General features: G+C 66.6%; 11 protein-coding genes and 1 pseudogene. 2 read left to right on the top strand and 10 right to left on the bottom strand.

Going from position 1 to position 15,151, the window contains the following annotated elements:
- Positions 1-43: 43 nt before the first annotated feature.
- The 9 genes from MF607_RS02680 to glpK form a co-directional block, all read right to left on the bottom strand.
- Complete coding sequence (locus MF607_RS02680; protein WP_242115933.1) at positions 44-1,357, bottom strand: alpha/beta hydrolase family protein; 1,314 nt, start codon at positions 1,355-1,357, stop codon at positions 44-46.
- A 23-nt stretch (positions 1,358-1,380) separates the two neighbouring features.
- Positions 1,381-3,693 (bottom strand): TonB-dependent receptor domain-containing protein, encoded by a 2,313-nt coding sequence (locus MF607_RS02675; protein ID WP_242115932.1) that lies wholly within the window; start codon positions 3,691-3,693, stop codon positions 1,381-1,383.
- Positions 3,694-3,900: 207 nt separating this feature from the next.
- Positions 3,901-6,282 (bottom strand): glycoside hydrolase family 31 protein, encoded by a 2,382-nt coding sequence (locus tag MF607_RS02670; protein WP_242115931.1) that lies wholly within the window; start codon positions 6,280-6,282, stop codon positions 3,901-3,903.
- Positions 6,279-7,532, bottom strand: coding sequence for an MFS transporter (locus MF607_RS02665; protein ID WP_242115930.1), 1,254 nt, complete (start codon positions 7,530-7,532; stop codon positions 6,279-6,281). The genes MF607_RS02670 and MF607_RS02665 overlap by 4 nt, the downstream gene beginning before the upstream one ends.
- A 36-nt stretch (positions 7,533-7,568) precedes the next feature.
- Entirely contained in the window at positions 7,569-8,351 is a 783-nt protein-coding gene (locus MF607_RS02660; protein ID WP_277925692.1) for a DeoR/GlpR family DNA-binding transcription regulator, read from the bottom strand.
- Positions 8,348-9,865, bottom strand: coding sequence for a glycerol-3-phosphate dehydrogenase (locus MF607_RS02655; RefSeq protein WP_242115929.1), 1,518 nt, complete (start codon positions 9,863-9,865; stop codon positions 8,348-8,350). Before MF607_RS02655 ends, MF607_RS02660 begins: the two co-directional genes overlap by 4 nt.
- Before the next feature lie 366 nt (positions 9,866-10,231).
- Entirely contained in the window at positions 10,232-11,266 is a 1,035-nt protein-coding gene (locus MF607_RS02650) for a class 1 fructose-bisphosphatase (RefSeq protein WP_242115928.1), read from the bottom strand.
- Positions 11,267-11,336: 70 nt separating this feature from the next.
- Positions 11,337-12,068: a triose-phosphate isomerase gene (tpiA, locus tag MF607_RS02645; protein ID WP_242115927.1), complete on the bottom strand. Its 732-nt coding sequence runs from the start codon at positions 12,066-12,068 to the stop codon at positions 11,337-11,339.
- On the bottom strand, positions 12,065-13,549 hold the full coding sequence (glpK, locus tag MF607_RS02640; RefSeq protein WP_242115926.1) for a glycerol kinase GlpK: 1,485 nt from the start codon (positions 13,547-13,549) through the stop codon (positions 12,065-12,067). The genes tpiA and glpK overlap by 4 nt, the downstream gene beginning before the upstream one ends.
- Positions 13,550-13,712: 163 nt before the next feature.
- On the opposite strand from glpK, the gene MF607_RS23030 reads away from it, so the two are divergent.
- The gene (locus MF607_RS23030; protein ID WP_431311889.1) at positions 13,713-14,012 is read left to right on the top strand and encodes a transposase; all 300 of its coding nucleotides are present in this window, start codon (positions 13,713-13,715) and stop codon (positions 14,010-14,012) included.
- A 316-nt stretch (positions 14,013-14,328) separates the two neighbouring features.
- A pseudogene (locus MF607_RS02635) lies at positions 14,329-14,772 on the top strand (aldo/keto reductase); the annotation flags it as partial.
- Here the strand turns inward: MF607_RS02635 and MF607_RS02630 are convergent.
- A partial coding sequence (locus MF607_RS02630; RefSeq protein ID WP_242115925.1) for an IS5 family transposase occupies positions 14,772-15,151 on the bottom strand: 380 nt, incomplete at its 5' end. The pseudogene MF607_RS02635 and the gene MF607_RS02630 sit on opposite strands and share 1 nt — an antisense overlap.

Genomic DNA, 15,151 nt, shown 5'->3' with positions numbered 1-15,151 from the left:
GCGCCGCTCCCGGACCACGTCGGCGCATGACGTGTATGAGAACCTATCGGGGGATCTGGCCGAGTGCTTCGAACAGCAGGCCGGCGCGTCGGCTCGGCTGGAACCCCTTCCAGATGGTCGAGGCCGGTGGGCCCGGACTATACCCGGCATAGCGACCCACAGGACTGTTCGGCCAGCTTCCCGCACTCGAATCCGGCACCAGTCCGTCGAGATAGCCAGCCCGCGTGGCGTCGCCTTTCACATAGCGGTCCAGAAACGCCGTGATGAAGTGCGTCTGCACCGCCAGCAACCGGTCCTTGCGCCAGACCGCGTCCTCGAACCAGTCCAGATCCCAGAAGCTGCGTCGCATCTCCGCCGGTGCGCCGACCAGCGCGATACTGTGCCCGGCATCGCGGAAGGTCAGCAGGTAGCGGCGTGTCGCACTCGCTCGATCGAACAAGGTGCGTACGCCGGGATCATAGCCGACGACGCGGTCCTGGCTGCCGACGATGAACAGGGTCGGCGCCGTGATTGATGCCATGCCGTCCTCGGCCCATAGTACCCGGTCGCGCAGGTTGCTGGGCGGGGCGATCACCACCACCGCCTTCAACCCGTCGACGCGCAACGCTGCGCGCTGCACGCCGTCTGCGACATAGGGGGTAAGGACACCCCGCGTTGCAGGCCCGAGCGAGCTGGCGAGCCGCCCACCCGCCGCCGCGAGTGCGCCATAGCCGCCCATCGAATAACCGATCAGCGCGGTCGCACCCGGATCGGCCGCAGCCAGCGGCCCTTCGCCGGCACGGGCGCGCCGCTGCGCCTCGGCTGCGACGAACACGATATCAAGCGGGCGACGCGCCAGCGGCCCTGCCTGAGCCTCGGGCGTGCGAATGGTGATCGACGGATCGGCAAAGGCCGGCGCGACCACGACATAGCCCTTGCTGGCCAGATTCTCCCCCAGCCACGACAATATCTCGGGCGTATTGCTGTAGCCGTGCGCCAGGATCACCAGCGGGAATCGCCCGCGCACCGGCGCGGATCGAGGCGTGGCGAGACCCGGCACGGAGAAGGCGACCGGCCGGCCGTCCTCCCCGGGCAGGGCGGTGCGGTAGGTCGTGCCGCCCCCGGCACCCGCTGCCGCCGGATACCAGATCTTCACCGCAAGCCGCCGATCAGCCGGCCTTGGATCGGAACCGTCGGCGAGCGGATAGAGCTGATCGCGCTGGACGAAGACCATATCGGCGACACCGATCGGATAGCGTCCCAGTGCCGCGAGTTCGGGCGCATCGACGCCGGGGCGTGCCGGGGCGTCGGGCTCTGCCGCCGCCATCAGCGCCAGCGCCATGCCGAGGCCAGCCACCGCCCTGCTCCAGCGCGCCATGGTCCCGCTCCCGGCCGCCGCGATCAGAAGTTCACGCCGGCACGGATACCGGCATAGCGGCGGAAATCGCGCGGTAGGACCGCCTGCGTCGCGATATTGCCGCCGAAATTGCCGGCGGTGTTGACCAGCGACCCGTAATATTGCTGGTCGAACAGGTTGTTGACGAACGCCACGACCTCCCAACGGCGATCTTCGTCACGCACGCCCAGCCCGATATTGACGATGTGGAAGGCAGGCTGGAACGTCTCGGGGTCGCGCGGCTGGAAATACAGGCTGCTCTGATACTGCCAGTTGAACTGGGCAATGCCGCGCAAGTTCTCGGTCAGCGCGGGCGAATAATCTCCGCCCAGGTTGAACTTCCATTCCGGCGCCTGGATCACGCGGGTGTCGGTCAGGTTCTGGCGGGTCGGCGTGCCGGTGCAGCCCTGCGCCGCGGTCTGCAGCGGATAGCATTGGGCGACGTCGAAGCTGGTATAGCGCGCATCGAGATAGGTGACCGCGCCGTTCAGGCTGACATCCTCACCCAGCCGCAACGAACCCTCGACCTCGACGCCCTTAGTGTTCAGCCGTCCGACATTGGTCAGTCGGTAGTTGGAGGTGCCATCGGCCAGCGTCTCGATCGTCTGCGCCTGCAGGTTGCGATAATTGGTGTCGAACAGCGTCGCGTTCAGCGTCAGGCGCCGGTTGAACCACTGGCTGCGGATGCCGAGCTCCTTGTCGCGCGACCGTTCCGGACGGACCGGTCCTGCCGATGCACGGTTCAGGTTGAACCCGGTCGTCAGGTCGTAGGTCTGCCCCTTATACCCCGTCGCATAGGTCAGGAAGCCGTTGATGTCGGGCGTGAAATCATAGCGCGCGCTGAGGCGGTAGGTGGCCGCCGTGTCGCTGGCATTGCCGGCATAGCGGGTGCGCGCCAGATTGTCGGCAAAGGTATAGGACACGCGTTCATTCTGCACGCGCGCCCCGCCGGTCAGCGTCAGCGCGTCGATCACCGACCAGTCGGCCTGGACGAAGCCCGCGACCTGCCGCGAGCGCGCCGTGGCATACCAGTTGGCCAGCGAGAAGGACGGCCCGCGGAAGAAGGGCCGTTCGAACTTCACGCCCGCGACATAGGCGCCGATGGTGTAGCGGAACGGCTGTTCGCTCGGCGACTGAAGGCGGACTTCCTCGGTCACCTGTTCGGACTTGAACTGGCCGACCTGGATATTGCTGCCCTGCGCGACCGTCGCCGCCGTATCGTCATGGTCGAGATAGTCGTACAGGTGGAACCGGTCATAGGAGCTGATCGTGACGAGGTTCATGTCGCCCAGCGCAAACTCGCCGCGGATATAGCCGCCGCCGCCCTGATATTTGGTCCGCGAATCGTAGTTGTTGGCGATGTCCTGATTGTCCGGGCCGACGGTTACCCCGGGCAGCACCACGTCCGGCGTCTGGCCGGCGATCCCGCGCAACCGGGCATTCTGGCGGAAGCGCAGGAACGGGCGCCCCACGTCGCTGTTGCCGTTGATGTAATTGGCGGCGACGGTCAGCGAGGCGTCGCTGGTCGGTTCCCAGCGCAGCTTGCCGCGCAGGTTCAGCGTTTCGCGGCCATTGACCTCCTTGTCATTGACCACGTTGCGGACATTGCCGTCCCAATAGTTATAGGCCGCCGACACGACATAGCCCAGATTGTCGCCTGCCGGGCCGGACACGCTGAAATTCAGCCCGCGCTCCTCGTCGGTGGTCAGCAACGCATTGCCACGCACGCGCAGCGTATCGGTCGGGTTGCGGGTGATCAGATTGATCAGGCCCGCCGAGGCCGACTTGCCGTACAGCGTGCTCTGCGGCCCGCGCAGCACCTCGATCCGTTCGACATCGGGAAGATCGGTGAAGGCGCGCGCCTGGAACGCCAGCGGCACTTCGTCGACCATCACCGCCACGCTCGATTCCACGCCGATGCCGAAGGCGAAGGTGCCGACGCCGCGCAGCGAGATGTTCGAATTTTGCGGCTGTTCGGCCGGGCGAACGACCAGCGACGGTGCGATCTTGCCGATATCGGCAAAGTTGCGCACGCCCGCACTGGCCAGTTGCGCCGGTGCGATCACCGATACGGCGAGCGGCACCTTCTGCACATTCTCGGCGCGCTTGTTGGCGGTGACGATGATTTCGCCGGCATCGTCGGGACTGGGGGCGACTTCGCTGGTCGGGCCGTTCGGCGCACTCTGCTGATCGGCGGTCAGCGCGCCGGGCGGCGTCTGCGCCGCGACCTGATCCGCGTCCTGCGCCAGTGCCGGCTGCGCCGCGACCGTTGCCGCGACGATCAGCGCCGCGTGGCATACCGAATGCATGAGATTCATCGAACCCTCCCCAATGCAATTTTGATTTCGGCGACTCTCTACGGCCGCCCAATTCACTCATCTTCCACATTGGTCAGGCCATATCAAGTATATTTATCTTGAATGGACTGACAAACAACTATTGTGGCTGTACAAATACTTGAGACGCACGAATTCGATCGGCCGATCTATGCCGAACACTGGACAGAACTTGCGGGACTGCTGCCGTTATCGCATCAGTCGCATGCCCCGTCGCCCGGCGATCTCGATCGGTTCGCCACCCTCGACCAGCATCTCGCGGTGGTCGCCGGGCGCCAGCAACAGGGTGATGGCGCGTCCTGCCGGCGCGCCATCACACGCGACCTGCAACCGCACCGACGCGGCATCGGCGGTGCCGGTCACCGACCAGCGCCACGCCGCGCCATGCCCGTCGCCCGCATCCTCCCACGCATCGGCGGCGAATGCGCCCGTCTCCGGCGGGAACAGCCACATGCCCGGCTGCATCGCGCCCGGCCGCCAACCGCCCGTCGCCAGATCGACCAGCATTGCCGATCCCGCCCGCGCCAGCAGCGGCGGCGGTCCGTCGAGCGGTGCCGCCAGTCGTGCGGTACTGCCGCCTGCGAAGCGCCGGCCCGTCCAGACATCGATCCAGTCGGCACCGACCGGCAGCCGCACGTCGCGCTCGGCCACGCCCGGCTCGACGACCAGCGGCACCAGCAAATCCGGCCCCAGCAGATGGTCGTCGCTCTCGCCCCACGCCGCCGGATCGTTCGGGAAATCCAGCCAGAGCGGACGCACCATCGGCGCATAGTCGCGATGATAGCGCAGCAGCAGGTCGTACAGGAACGGCACCAGCGTCTGTCGCAACGCCAGCAGCCGGCGGATCGCGGGCGTTGCTTCCGGGTGCATCCACGGTTCGTTGACGGTGCGGTCGTCGTTCCAGCTATGGATCGAGAAGCGCGGCATCAGCACACCCGCCTGGACCCAGCGCACCAGCAGTTCGGGCGACGGTGCAGGTCCCGAAAAGCCGCCGACATCGTCACCGCTGTTCGACACCCCCGACAGGGCAAGGCCGATCGCCTGTCGCGCGTTGTAGCGGATCGTCTTCCATTCGGTGCGGTTGTCGCCGCTCCATGTCTGGGCATAGCGTTGCAGCCCGGCCATGCCCGAGCGGGTGACGACATAGGGCCGTTCGTCGGGCCGCGCCTCGACCTGCGCACGGCGCGATGCGCGGGTCATCAGCAGCGGCAGCACCGGGCGCATCGCCGCCGCCGGAACGGCCTTGCCGAACCCGGCGAACCGGGCGCGCGCGTCCCACAGCTCATATTCGTTATTGTCGTTCCACGTTGCGACGATGCCGTGGTCGAGCAGCGCATCGCGCACCTGCGCGCGCCACCAGTCGGCGGCGGCGGGATTGGTGAAGTCGATATAGCTGCCGACCTCGTCCCAGAACTGTGCCTCGACCGGCTGCCCGTCGACATCGTTGACGAACAGGCCGGCGGCGGCGACCTCGTCATAGCGCGGATGGCTGCGCAGCAGGGCGGGCTTGATATTGGGGACCAGCCGGACGCCGGCATCGCCATAGCTGGCGACAAAACCGGCGGGGTCGGGGAACTTGTCGCGGTTCCAGTGGAACACGTACCGTTTGTCGCCGATCGACGTATAGCCCGACGACAGATGGAAGGACGTGCAGCCGAGATCATGTTCGGCCAGCTTGTCAAGGAACCCGCCCATCTGCGCCGCGGCATCAGGCGCGTCGGTATAGGTCATGGTCGACCCCGAATAGCCGAGCGACCAGCGCGGCATCAGCGCCGGGCGACCGGTCAGCCAGGTAAAGCGCTGCGTCACCGCCAGCGGATCGGGGCCGGCGATCATCCACAGGTCGACATCGCCATGGCTCGCAACGACGTGGCGGTAGAGACCGTGATAATTGTCGAGCTCGCGCCCCAGATCGACGGCGATATCGGCGCTGCTGTCATAGAAGCTGCCATGACACCGCCCTTCGGCATCGGCGACGAGCAGATAGGGGATCGACTTGTAGAGCGGGTCGCTCGTCTCCGCATCGAAGCCCATCGGGTCGACATTGGTCAGCCGGAACGACCGCCCCGCCCGGTCGCAATCGCCGGTCCGGTCGCCCAGGCCATAGAAGCGCTCGCCCGGCCGCCGCGCGACATAATGGTGCGCGCGTCCGTCCCACCAGCCGAAATCATAGGCCTGCGTCGGTCGGTCGGTCGCCATCAGACACCAGTCGTCGCCGTCGCGCTGCTCCCATGTGCAATGCAGGCCGTGGCGGCGGATGGTGACGCGCAACCGCTGCGTCGTGACGGTGATCGTGTCGTCGGCTTCGGAAACCATGGGGTCGGGACAGGTGAAACCCGCCACGTCCATCCTGTCGCGGCCCGGCTCGGCGATATCGGTGGCGCCCGGCGCGATCGCCCAGCTCGGCGGGCTGGTGACGGTTCCGTCGGCCAGCAGCAGCAACCGCGCGACATCCTCCTCCAGCACGAAGAGATGCGCGACCGCACCGGTATCGGCGGTCAGCGTCAGCCGGCCCCGCGCCCGTTCGGTCAGCGCAAAGCGCGGCGGGTTCGAAAGCGTGGCGCGTCTCATCGGAATTCCTTGGGCCGGGAGAGAATGGGCAGGCAGGCGATCAGCACGACCGCGCCGATCACGTCGAACAGCGACAGCGCGGCGAACAGCGGCGCATAGCCGGTGACGTCGGCGAGCTGCCCGATCAGCAGCGAGAAGAGCAGCCCGCCGGTCCACCCCGCCTGCCCGATAAAGCCGTTGGCGGTGCCGATCTCCTGCGGCGTGAAGACATCGGCCGACAGCGTATTGATCAGCACCGAGATCATCTGGTGCGCAAAGCCGCCGACGCTGAACAGCGCGATGGCGAGATACGGGCTGCCGGCCAGACCGATAAAGCCGGGCGCGATCATCAGCGCCGCACCGATCGCGACGCCGGTCACCCGCGACGGGATCAGCGACAGGTTGAACCGGTTCATCAAGAGCGGCGAAAGATAGCCGCCGAACACCCCGCCCAGATCGGCAGCAAGGAAGGGCAGCCATGCGAACAGCGCGATCTGTTTCAGGTCCATGCCGCGTTCGGTCGCGAGATAGAGCGGGATCCAGAAGCTGAACGTCTGCCACGCCGGTTCGGCGAGGAAGCGCGGCACGGCCAGCGCCCAGAAGCGCCCGCTCTTCACGATCTGCCGCGCGCTCGACGGCGCGACGGCGGCCGGACGATCGGCGGCGATCAGCGCCGCTTCGTCGGGGGTGATGGCGGGGTGCATCGCCGGGCTGCGGTAAAAGGCATACCATGCCGCCGCCCACAACAGCCCGACCGCGCCGGTGACGACGAACGCCATCCGCCAGTCGGCCCAGAGCGACACCGCCACCACCACCGGCGGCGCGATCAGTGCGCCAAGCGAGGTGCCGGCATTGAACCATCCGACCGCGACCGAGCGCTGGCGGGCCGGGAACCACTCGGCGATCGCCTTGATCCCCGACGGCACCGCCGCCGATTCCGCCAATCCCAGCAGCCCGCGGAACAGCGCGAGGCCGAGCCATCCGGCCGCCAGCGCATGGAGCATATTGGCCAGCGACCACGCGATGCCGAACATCGCGAAACCCGCGCGCAGCCCGATGCGGTCGACGATCGCCCCCGCGATCGGCTGGCCGATGGTATAGGCGAGCTGGAACGCGCCGACGACATAGCTGTATTGCTGCGTCGACATCGACAGCGTCGATTTCAGCTCGGGCGCGAGCACGCCCAGCGAATTGCGCGCCAGATAATTGGCGATGGTGCCGAGGCAGATGAGCCCGACGATCCACCAGCGCAGATTGGAAATCCGCCGCATGCTCCCCTCCCTCTCCTGGCCCGCCGGTGCTTCCGGTCAGGCGGTTTGCGTCACCTTCACCTGCGCCGCCTCGCACGCTGCCGCGATCTGCGGATCGTCGAGCGCGTCGGTCACCAGATGGTCGATCCGGTCCAGCCCGGCGATACGGACCGGCGCAGGCCGGCCGAACTTGCTGCGATCGACCGCGAGGATCGTGGTGCGCGCGTGATCGATGATCCGCTGCGACACCCGCACCTCATCGATGTCGAAATCGAGCAGGCTGCCGTCGCGGTCGATCGCCGATGCGCCGATCAGCGCATAATCGACCTTGAACCCCCCGATGAAATCCATGGCCAGCGCGCCGACGACCGCGCCGTCGCTGGGCCGCACCCGTCCGCCCGCCACCACGACCTCGATCGTCGGTCGCGACGCCAGAATAGACACGACGTTCAGATTGTTGGTGACGACCAGCAGATGGCGATGATCGACCAGCGCACGGGCGATCGCTTCGGTGGTGGTGCCGATATTGATGAACAGGCTGGCCCCGTTCGGCACCAGCGCCGCCGCGGCCCGGCCGATCGCCGCCTTCGCCTCGGCCGCGATATGCCCGCGCGCCTCGCGGTCCAGATTGTCGACGCCCGAGGTGACCACCGCGCCGCCATGGACGCGCGACAGCATCGATCGTTCGGCCAGCAGGTTCAGGTCGCGGCGGATCGTCTGCGGCGTGACGCCCAGTTCGGCGGCCAGCGCGTCGACCGCGACGCTGCCCGTCCGCCGCGCAACGGCGAGAATCGCGGCATGGCGCTGCGCCACCGCATCGGGCAGGTCGGTCGCGATCATGCCGCGCTCAGCGCCGGAGCCGCATTGGCCAGATACGCCGCCAGCCGCTCGGCGGTGCCGGTTGGGACATGCAGCCCCAGCTTGCTGCGGCGGAACAGGATATCCTCGGCATCGACCGCCCATTCGCGCGTCCGCAGATACTCGACCTCGCGCACCGTCAGCCCGCCGCCCAGATCCTCGCCCAGCGCCGCCATCGTCATGGCCGAGCCCAACAGATCGCGCGTGCAGCTGCCATAGGCACGGACCAGCCGGTGCAGCAGGTCGCGCGGCAGACCCGGTCGTTCGGCGACCAGCTTCGCCAGATAGGCGTCGAAATCGGCGAAATCGCCACCCGGCAACGTCGCGCCCGCCGTCCACGCCCCGCGTGCCCCCGGACAGAAGGGCGCGAGCTTTTCGAGCGCATGTTCGGCCAGCTTGCGATAGGTCGTGATCTTGCCGCCGAAGATGCTGAGCTTCGGCGCCTTGCCGTCATCGGCATCGAGGTCGAGCACATAGTCGCGCGTCACCGCCGACGCGCTGCCGGCATTGTCGTCGTAGAGCGGGCGGATGCCGGCATAGCTCCACACGATATCGTCGGCCCCCACGCTGCGGGTAAAATAGCGCGCGATGGTGTCGAGCAGATAGCGCGTCTCCTCCGCACCGATCGCCGCCTTGCCGGGTGCGCCTTCCCACGGTTCGTCGGTGGTGCCGACCAGCGTGAAATCGCGCTCATAGGGAATGGCGAAGACGATCCGGCGGTCCGGGTTCTGCAGCATCAGTGCATGATCGCCGTCATATAGTTTCGGCACGATCAGGTGGCTGCCCTTGATGAGCCGCACCGGCCGTTCAGCGCGGTGGTCGCCGCTGCGCTCCAGCACGTCGGCGACCCATGGGCCGGCAGCGTTGACGAGGATGCGCGCCCGCACCGTCCGCTCACCCGCACCGTCCGCGATCGTCGCGGTCCAGACGTCGCCGTCGCGCGTCGCGCGCACCAGCCGGGTCCGGGTCAGCACCTGCGCTCCGCGATCGGCGGCATCGCGGGCGTTCAGCACGACCAGCCGGCTGTCCTCGACCCAGCAATCCGAATAGACGAAGCCGCGACCGGCGCGATCCTTCAGCCCGTTGCCAAACGCCGACGCGTTCAGCCGCACCGTCTCGGTCGCCGGCAGTTTCTTGCGCCCGCCCAGATGGTCGTAGAGGAACAGTCCCAACCGCACCATCCACGCCGGTCGCGGCGACTGGGTCTGCGGGAGGACGAAGCGCAGCGGCCAGATGATGTGCGGCGCCATCGCCCAGAGCCGCTCGCGCTCGATCAGCGCCTCGCGCACCAGACGGAACTCGCCATATTCCAGATAGCGCAGGCCGCCATGGATCAGCTTGGTCGATGCCGACGAGGTGTGGCTGGCCAGATCGTCCTGCTCGACCAGCATCACCGACAGCCCCCGGCCGGCGGCATCGCGCGCGATGCCGGCACCGTTGATGCCGCCGCCGACGACCAGCAGATCGAACTCGGAAGGTTTCGCTTCGACTCGCATAACGAACATATCTACGCGCGAACGAAAGCAATCAATCGAAAAAACGAACTTTCGCATCGATTTGTGGCGATAGTTCGAAAGCGCGCCCGCTCTAAGTAAGGCCGCCCGTGTCCGAACCAGCAGATGTGCCGGATTGGCCGCTTGGAGCGTGGAGCGGCAGCAGCCGCACGGCGATCGCGCAACCGTGGGCATTCGGTCCGACACGCTGGCCGCCGCCGGTCTCGACGCCACGGCACCGCTGCCTCGCAGGGCGGGGGCGGGACGTCCGTTGCTTACGCTATGTTCGGAATGCGCCGTCGTCCGAACGTCGCTCGCCCGTCTCAGCCCCCGATGATCCGCCGACCGTCGAGGACCGCGATCCCGCGCTTATCCGTCGTACGTCTCGGTCAATGTCCGTACTTCCTCGGCATCGCCGATCAGGACGCCTACCCGCTGGTGCAGGCCGACCGGCGCGATGGTCATGATCGGCTGATAGCCATTGCTGGCCAGCCCACCGGCCTGTTCGATCAGCATCGCCATGGGATTGGCTTCATAGAGCAGCCGCAGCCGTGCCTTGCCGGCGCTGCGGTGATCCGCCGGGTACAGGAACACCCCGCCGCGCTTCAGGATGCGGTGAATGTCCGCCACCATCGATGCGGTCCAGCGCATATTGTAATCGATGCCGAGCGGCCCTTCGGACCCTTGAATCCGTTCTTCGATATAGCGGCTTACCCCCGGCGACCATTGCCGCCGCCGCGAGGTGTTGATCGCGAATTCGCGCGTGCCGGCGGGAATGCGCATCGGCCCGTCGGTCAGCCGCCACGACCCGACCTCGCGGTCGAGCGTGAACTCATACACCCCGTCGCCGACCGTCAGCACCAGCAGCGTCTGCGGTCCGTAGATCGCATAGCCCGCCGCCACCTGATCGCGGCCGGGTTGCAGGAAGTCGGCTTCGGTCACGTCGCGCCCGGCGCAGTCCTCCGGCGCGCGCAGCACCGAAAAGATCGTGCCGACCGACAGGTCCACATCGACATTGCTCGACCCGTCGATCGGATCGAACAGCAGCAGATATTCGCCCTTGGGATAGCGATTGGGGATGCGATGGATCGTCTCCATCTCCTCGGACGCCATGCCCGCCAGATGGCCGCCCCATTCATTGGCATCGAGCAGCAGTTCGTTGGCGATCACGTCCAGCTTCTTCTGGACCTCGCCCTGCACATTCTCGCTGCCCAGCGCGCCGAGCACGTCGCCCAGCGCCCCCTTCGAGATCGCATGGCCGATCGTCTTGCACGCCCGCGCGACGGTTTCGATCAGCAGGCGCAGTTCGGCCGGGCAGCTTTCGGCGTCGCGGCGCTGCTGCTCGATCAGGAACCGCGACAGGGTGATCGCGCCTTGCGCCGGTGGATTGTCAAACGTCATCATCGGGTTCCTTCACCGACCGGACCGCCGAATTCCATTCCCGGCGGCGATTATGTTGCATGCGTATCGGATACTAATCGGACACCGGCCGCCCCGCCTGTTCGAGCAAGGCAATCATCGCCCCGAACGACACCGGCGACAGGCTGGCCCCGCCGACGAGGAAACCGTCGATGCCGCCATCGGCCAACAACGGTTCGCACGTGCCCGGCGTCGCGGATCCGCCATAGAGGATCGGCACGTCCCCGACCTGCGCCGCGATCCGTCGCGTTATCTCGGCCACTTCGGCGGCCGTCGGCATCGTCCCGCTGCCAATCGCCCAGACCGGTTCGTACGCGATGACCAGATTGGCCAAATCGACGCCGGCAAGCGACTGGCGAAGCTGCGCCTCGACCATCGCGTGCGCCTGTCCCTGCTGCCGCATCTCGATCGATTCACCGACACACAGCACCGCACAAAGACCTGCCGCCTGCGCCGCGCGGATCTTCGCGGCGACCAGTGCATCGTCCTCGCCCGCCGCGCGTCGCTCGCTATGGCCGGCCAGGACGAGGCGCGCACCGGCTTCCCGCAGCATCGTCGCCGAAACTTCGCCGGTATGCGCCCCGGCCGCGGCGGGGTGACAATCCTGCCCGCCGATCGATAGCATCGGGAACGCCGACGCCGCCCGGTGGATCAGCGTCGCCGGGATACATAGCGCCACCGCCACCCCTGACGCCGCAGCGGCCTGTTCGGCGATCGTCGCCATCGCCGACAGCGAGCCGCCATCGCCATGCATCTTCCAGTTGCCGATCAGGATGCGCCGCTTCATCGAACCGTCCGAAGCGTCCGCTGCACGGCATGCCGCCAGCCCGCGACCAGCGGCGCGCGGGTCGGCGCATCCATGGCCGGTTCGAAACAGGCCTCGCGCGACCATAGCCGCTCCAGCGCATCGAGCCCCGACCACATCCCGGTCGCCAACCCGGCATGGAACGCCGCGCCGCGCGCCGTCGTCTCCAGGTCGACCGGGCGTTCGACGGGCGTCTCGATCATGCTGGCGAGGAAGCGGCACAACCAGTCGTTGGCCGCCATCCCGCCATCGATCCGCAGGATCGCGGGCCCCGTGCCGGCATCGGCCTGCATCGCTTCGGCCAGGTCCATCGTCTGATACGCGACCGATTCCAGCGCCGCCCGCGCCAGATGCGCCGCCGTCGCGTCCAGCGTCAGGCCATAGATCGCTCCGCGTGCATCCGGCTCCCAATAGGGCGCGCCCAGCCCGACAAAGGCGGGCACCATATAGACGCCATGGCTGTCGGGCACGCGCGTCGCCATGTCGTTGGTCTCGCGGGCATGGGTGATGACGCCCAGGCCGTCGCGCAGCCACTTGATCGCCGCGCCCGCGACGAAGATCGATCCCTCAAGGGCATAGGTCGTCTTGCCATCCAGTCGATAGGCGGGCGTCGTCAGCAACCGGTGCTGCGATGCCACCGCCTCTTCGCCCGTATTGAGCAGCATGAAGCAGCCCGTGCCATAGGTCGACTTCGCCATGCCGCGCCGGAAACAGGCCTGACCGAACAGCGCCGCCTGCTGGTCGCCCGCCATGCCGGCGATCGGGATCGCCGCCCCGAACAGGTCGGTCGTACCGAAGACGTGTGCGTTATCCTGCACTTCGGGCAGCATTGCCATCGGCACGCGCAGCAGGCGACACAATTCCGCGTCCCATTCGCCCCGATGGATGTTGAACATCATCGTCCGGCTCGCATTCGTCACATCCGTCGCATGGACGCTACCGCCGGTCAGCCGCCACAACAGGAAGCTATCGATCGTCCCGAACGCCAGTTCGCCACGCTCGGCCCGCGCGCGTGCGCCTTCGACGTGATCGAGCAACCACGCGAGCTTGGTCGCGGAGAAATAGGGATCGATCAGCAGGCCGGTCCGCTGGCGCACCAGATCGTCCGCACCGTCCGCTTTCAACTGTTGGCACAATGAAGTACCGCGCCGGTCCTGCCATACGATCGCGCGATGGATCGGCTCGCCGGTCGCGCGGTCCCACACGACAACGGTCTCGCGCTGGTTGGTGATGCCGATCGCCGCGATCGCCGACGCGTCGACGCCGCTGTGCTCGATCGCCTGCTGCGCGGTCGCCACCGCATCGCGCCAGATATCTTCCGGGTCATGCTCGACCCATCCCAGCGCGGGATAATGTTGCGGGAACTCGGCCTGCGCGATCGCCACCCGCCGGGCCGCACCATCGAAGACGATACTACGCGTAGAGGTCGTACCCTGATCGATCACCAGAATGTGCGATGCCACCGCCGCCTCCCCTATTTTCGTTTGAAGGCGTATCAATTTTCGGACGAACGTCAACAATTTCGTTTGTCACGTCTCGTGGGGCATCCTGGACAGAGCTTCACGGCGCACTTGGCTAGTGATGCAAGGCTGGCATTCGGAGGCAGGCTAGTGCGAGCGGATCGGTTTGTCCGATGAGGAATGGTCGCTCATCGGGCCGCCGTTACCCGCCGAGCGCGGACGTGGCTGTCGTCCCGCCGGTGACAACCAGGCCTTCTTCGTAGGCATGATGTGGATTGCGCGAACAGGGGTGCGGTGGCAGATCCAACAAACGATGAATCCAACGCCACCAGAAAATATGCGCACGCCGGTAAACGTGTTGAAGACAGTCCAAAACCGCGGCCTTCCCGGCCAGAGCATTGTCACAATCCGATGCGCAATTGTGCATGTGCCAACGGCTGACCCTGATAGTCACCCAGCACCTTGAAACACTTAGCAGCCGATTGGCTTGGATTTCATGCAGATGGCTAGGGCGGCAGGATTCCACGCCCCAGACAAGGCACTATTAAGTGCGTGATATTACTGACATGCAGAAACCGTCTGCACAGCCCGTTGCTACAGAGAATTGGCACAGTCCGCAAACAGTGTTTGCACACCTATCTTGCCGCTTTGATCGGCCCCAGGACGCACAATCAGCGGCGTGCGGGCTGGGAGTCAGCTGACACGGGCGGAAACGCCCGATCAAACGATCCGGCCGGCCCCGCGAGGTGATCCGATCGACGACGTCAGGCGTTCCTTGCCGCATGAAGACTATTCGCTTTCCCGACGGCACGACCGTCCCCGCGCTCGGCCAAGGCACCTGGATGATGGCGGAGGACGCTGGCCGGCTGTCGCAGGAGATCGCTTCGTTGCGCGAGGGGCTATCACTCGGCCTGACGCTGATCGACACCGCCGAGATGTATGCCGACGGCGAGTCCGAACGCCTCGTCGGCGAAGCCATCGCGGGTACGCGCGACGACGTGTTTCTTGTCAGCAAGGCCTATCCGCAGAACGCTTCACGCGACCGGCTGCCGCGCGCGTGCGAGGCGAGCTTCGAACGGCTCGGCACCGATCGGCTCGACCTCTACCTGCTGCACTGGCGCGGCAACGTGCCGCTGGCGGAGACGGTCGAGGCAATGGAGCGGCTTGTCGCGGCAGGCAATATCCTGCGCTGGGGCGTCAGCAATCTAGGGTCAGGACTCGTTGATCACAGCCAAAAGATGACGGTGGCGGCGAGAGCGATGGCCGAGAAGAAGGCGATTGGGCAGCGGTCGTAGCGGGTGGCGACACGCCGCCAGTCTTTCAGACGGCCGAACATCATCTCGATGCGGCTGCGTCGTCGGTAGCGGCGCTTGTCGTATCTGACTGGTTGATTGCGAGATTTTCGGCCCGGGATACAGGGCTGGATGCCTTTGGCGTGCAGGGCGTCCCTGAACCAGTCTGCATCATAGCCACGGTCACCGAGCAGCCACTGTGCTTTTGGCAGATCATCGAGCAGAGCTGCCGCGCCGGTGTAGTCGCTGACCTGGCCTGCTGTCATGAAGAAGCTCAACGGGCGCCCGTTCGCGTCGGCGACCGCATGGAGCT

Source organism: Sphingomonas lacusdianchii (assembly GCF_022664395.1).
GTDB classification, from domain to species: Bacteria; Pseudomonadota; Alphaproteobacteria; order Sphingomonadales; family Sphingomonadaceae; genus Sphingomonas; species Sphingomonas lacusdianchii.
The sequence above is the reverse complement of the archived record's forward strand: the minus strand, read 5'-3'. Positions and strand labels throughout refer to the sequence as shown.

Coding starts and splice junctions, on each gene's coding strand:
- MF607_RS02680 (WP_242115933.1), bottom strand. CDS start 1,357: ATGGCGCGCTGGAGCAGGGCGGTGGCTGGCCTCGGCATGGCGCTGGCG.
- MF607_RS02675 (WP_242115932.1), bottom strand. CDS start 3,693: ATGAATCTCATGCATTCGGTATGCCACGCGGCGCTGATCGTCGCGGCA.
- MF607_RS02670 (WP_242115931.1), bottom strand. CDS start 6,282: ATGAGACGCGCCACGCTTTCGAACCCGCCGCGCTTTGCGCTGACCGAA.
- MF607_RS02665 (WP_242115930.1), bottom strand. CDS start 7,532: ATGCGGCGGATTTCCAATCTGCGCTGGTGGATCGTCGGGCTCATCTGC.
- MF607_RS02660 (WP_277925692.1), bottom strand. CDS start 8,351: ATGATCGCGACCGACCTGCCCGATGCGGTGGCGCAGCGCCATGCCGCG.
- MF607_RS02655 (WP_242115929.1), bottom strand. CDS start 9,865: ATGCGAGTCGAAGCGAAACCTTCCGAGTTCGATCTGCTGGTCGTCGGC.
- MF607_RS02650 (WP_242115928.1), bottom strand. CDS start 11,266: ATGATGACGTTTGACAATCCACCGGCGCAAGGCGCGATCACCCTGTCG.
- tpiA (WP_242115927.1), bottom strand. CDS start 12,068: ATGAAGCGGCGCATCCTGATCGGCAACTGGAAGATGCATGGCGATGGC.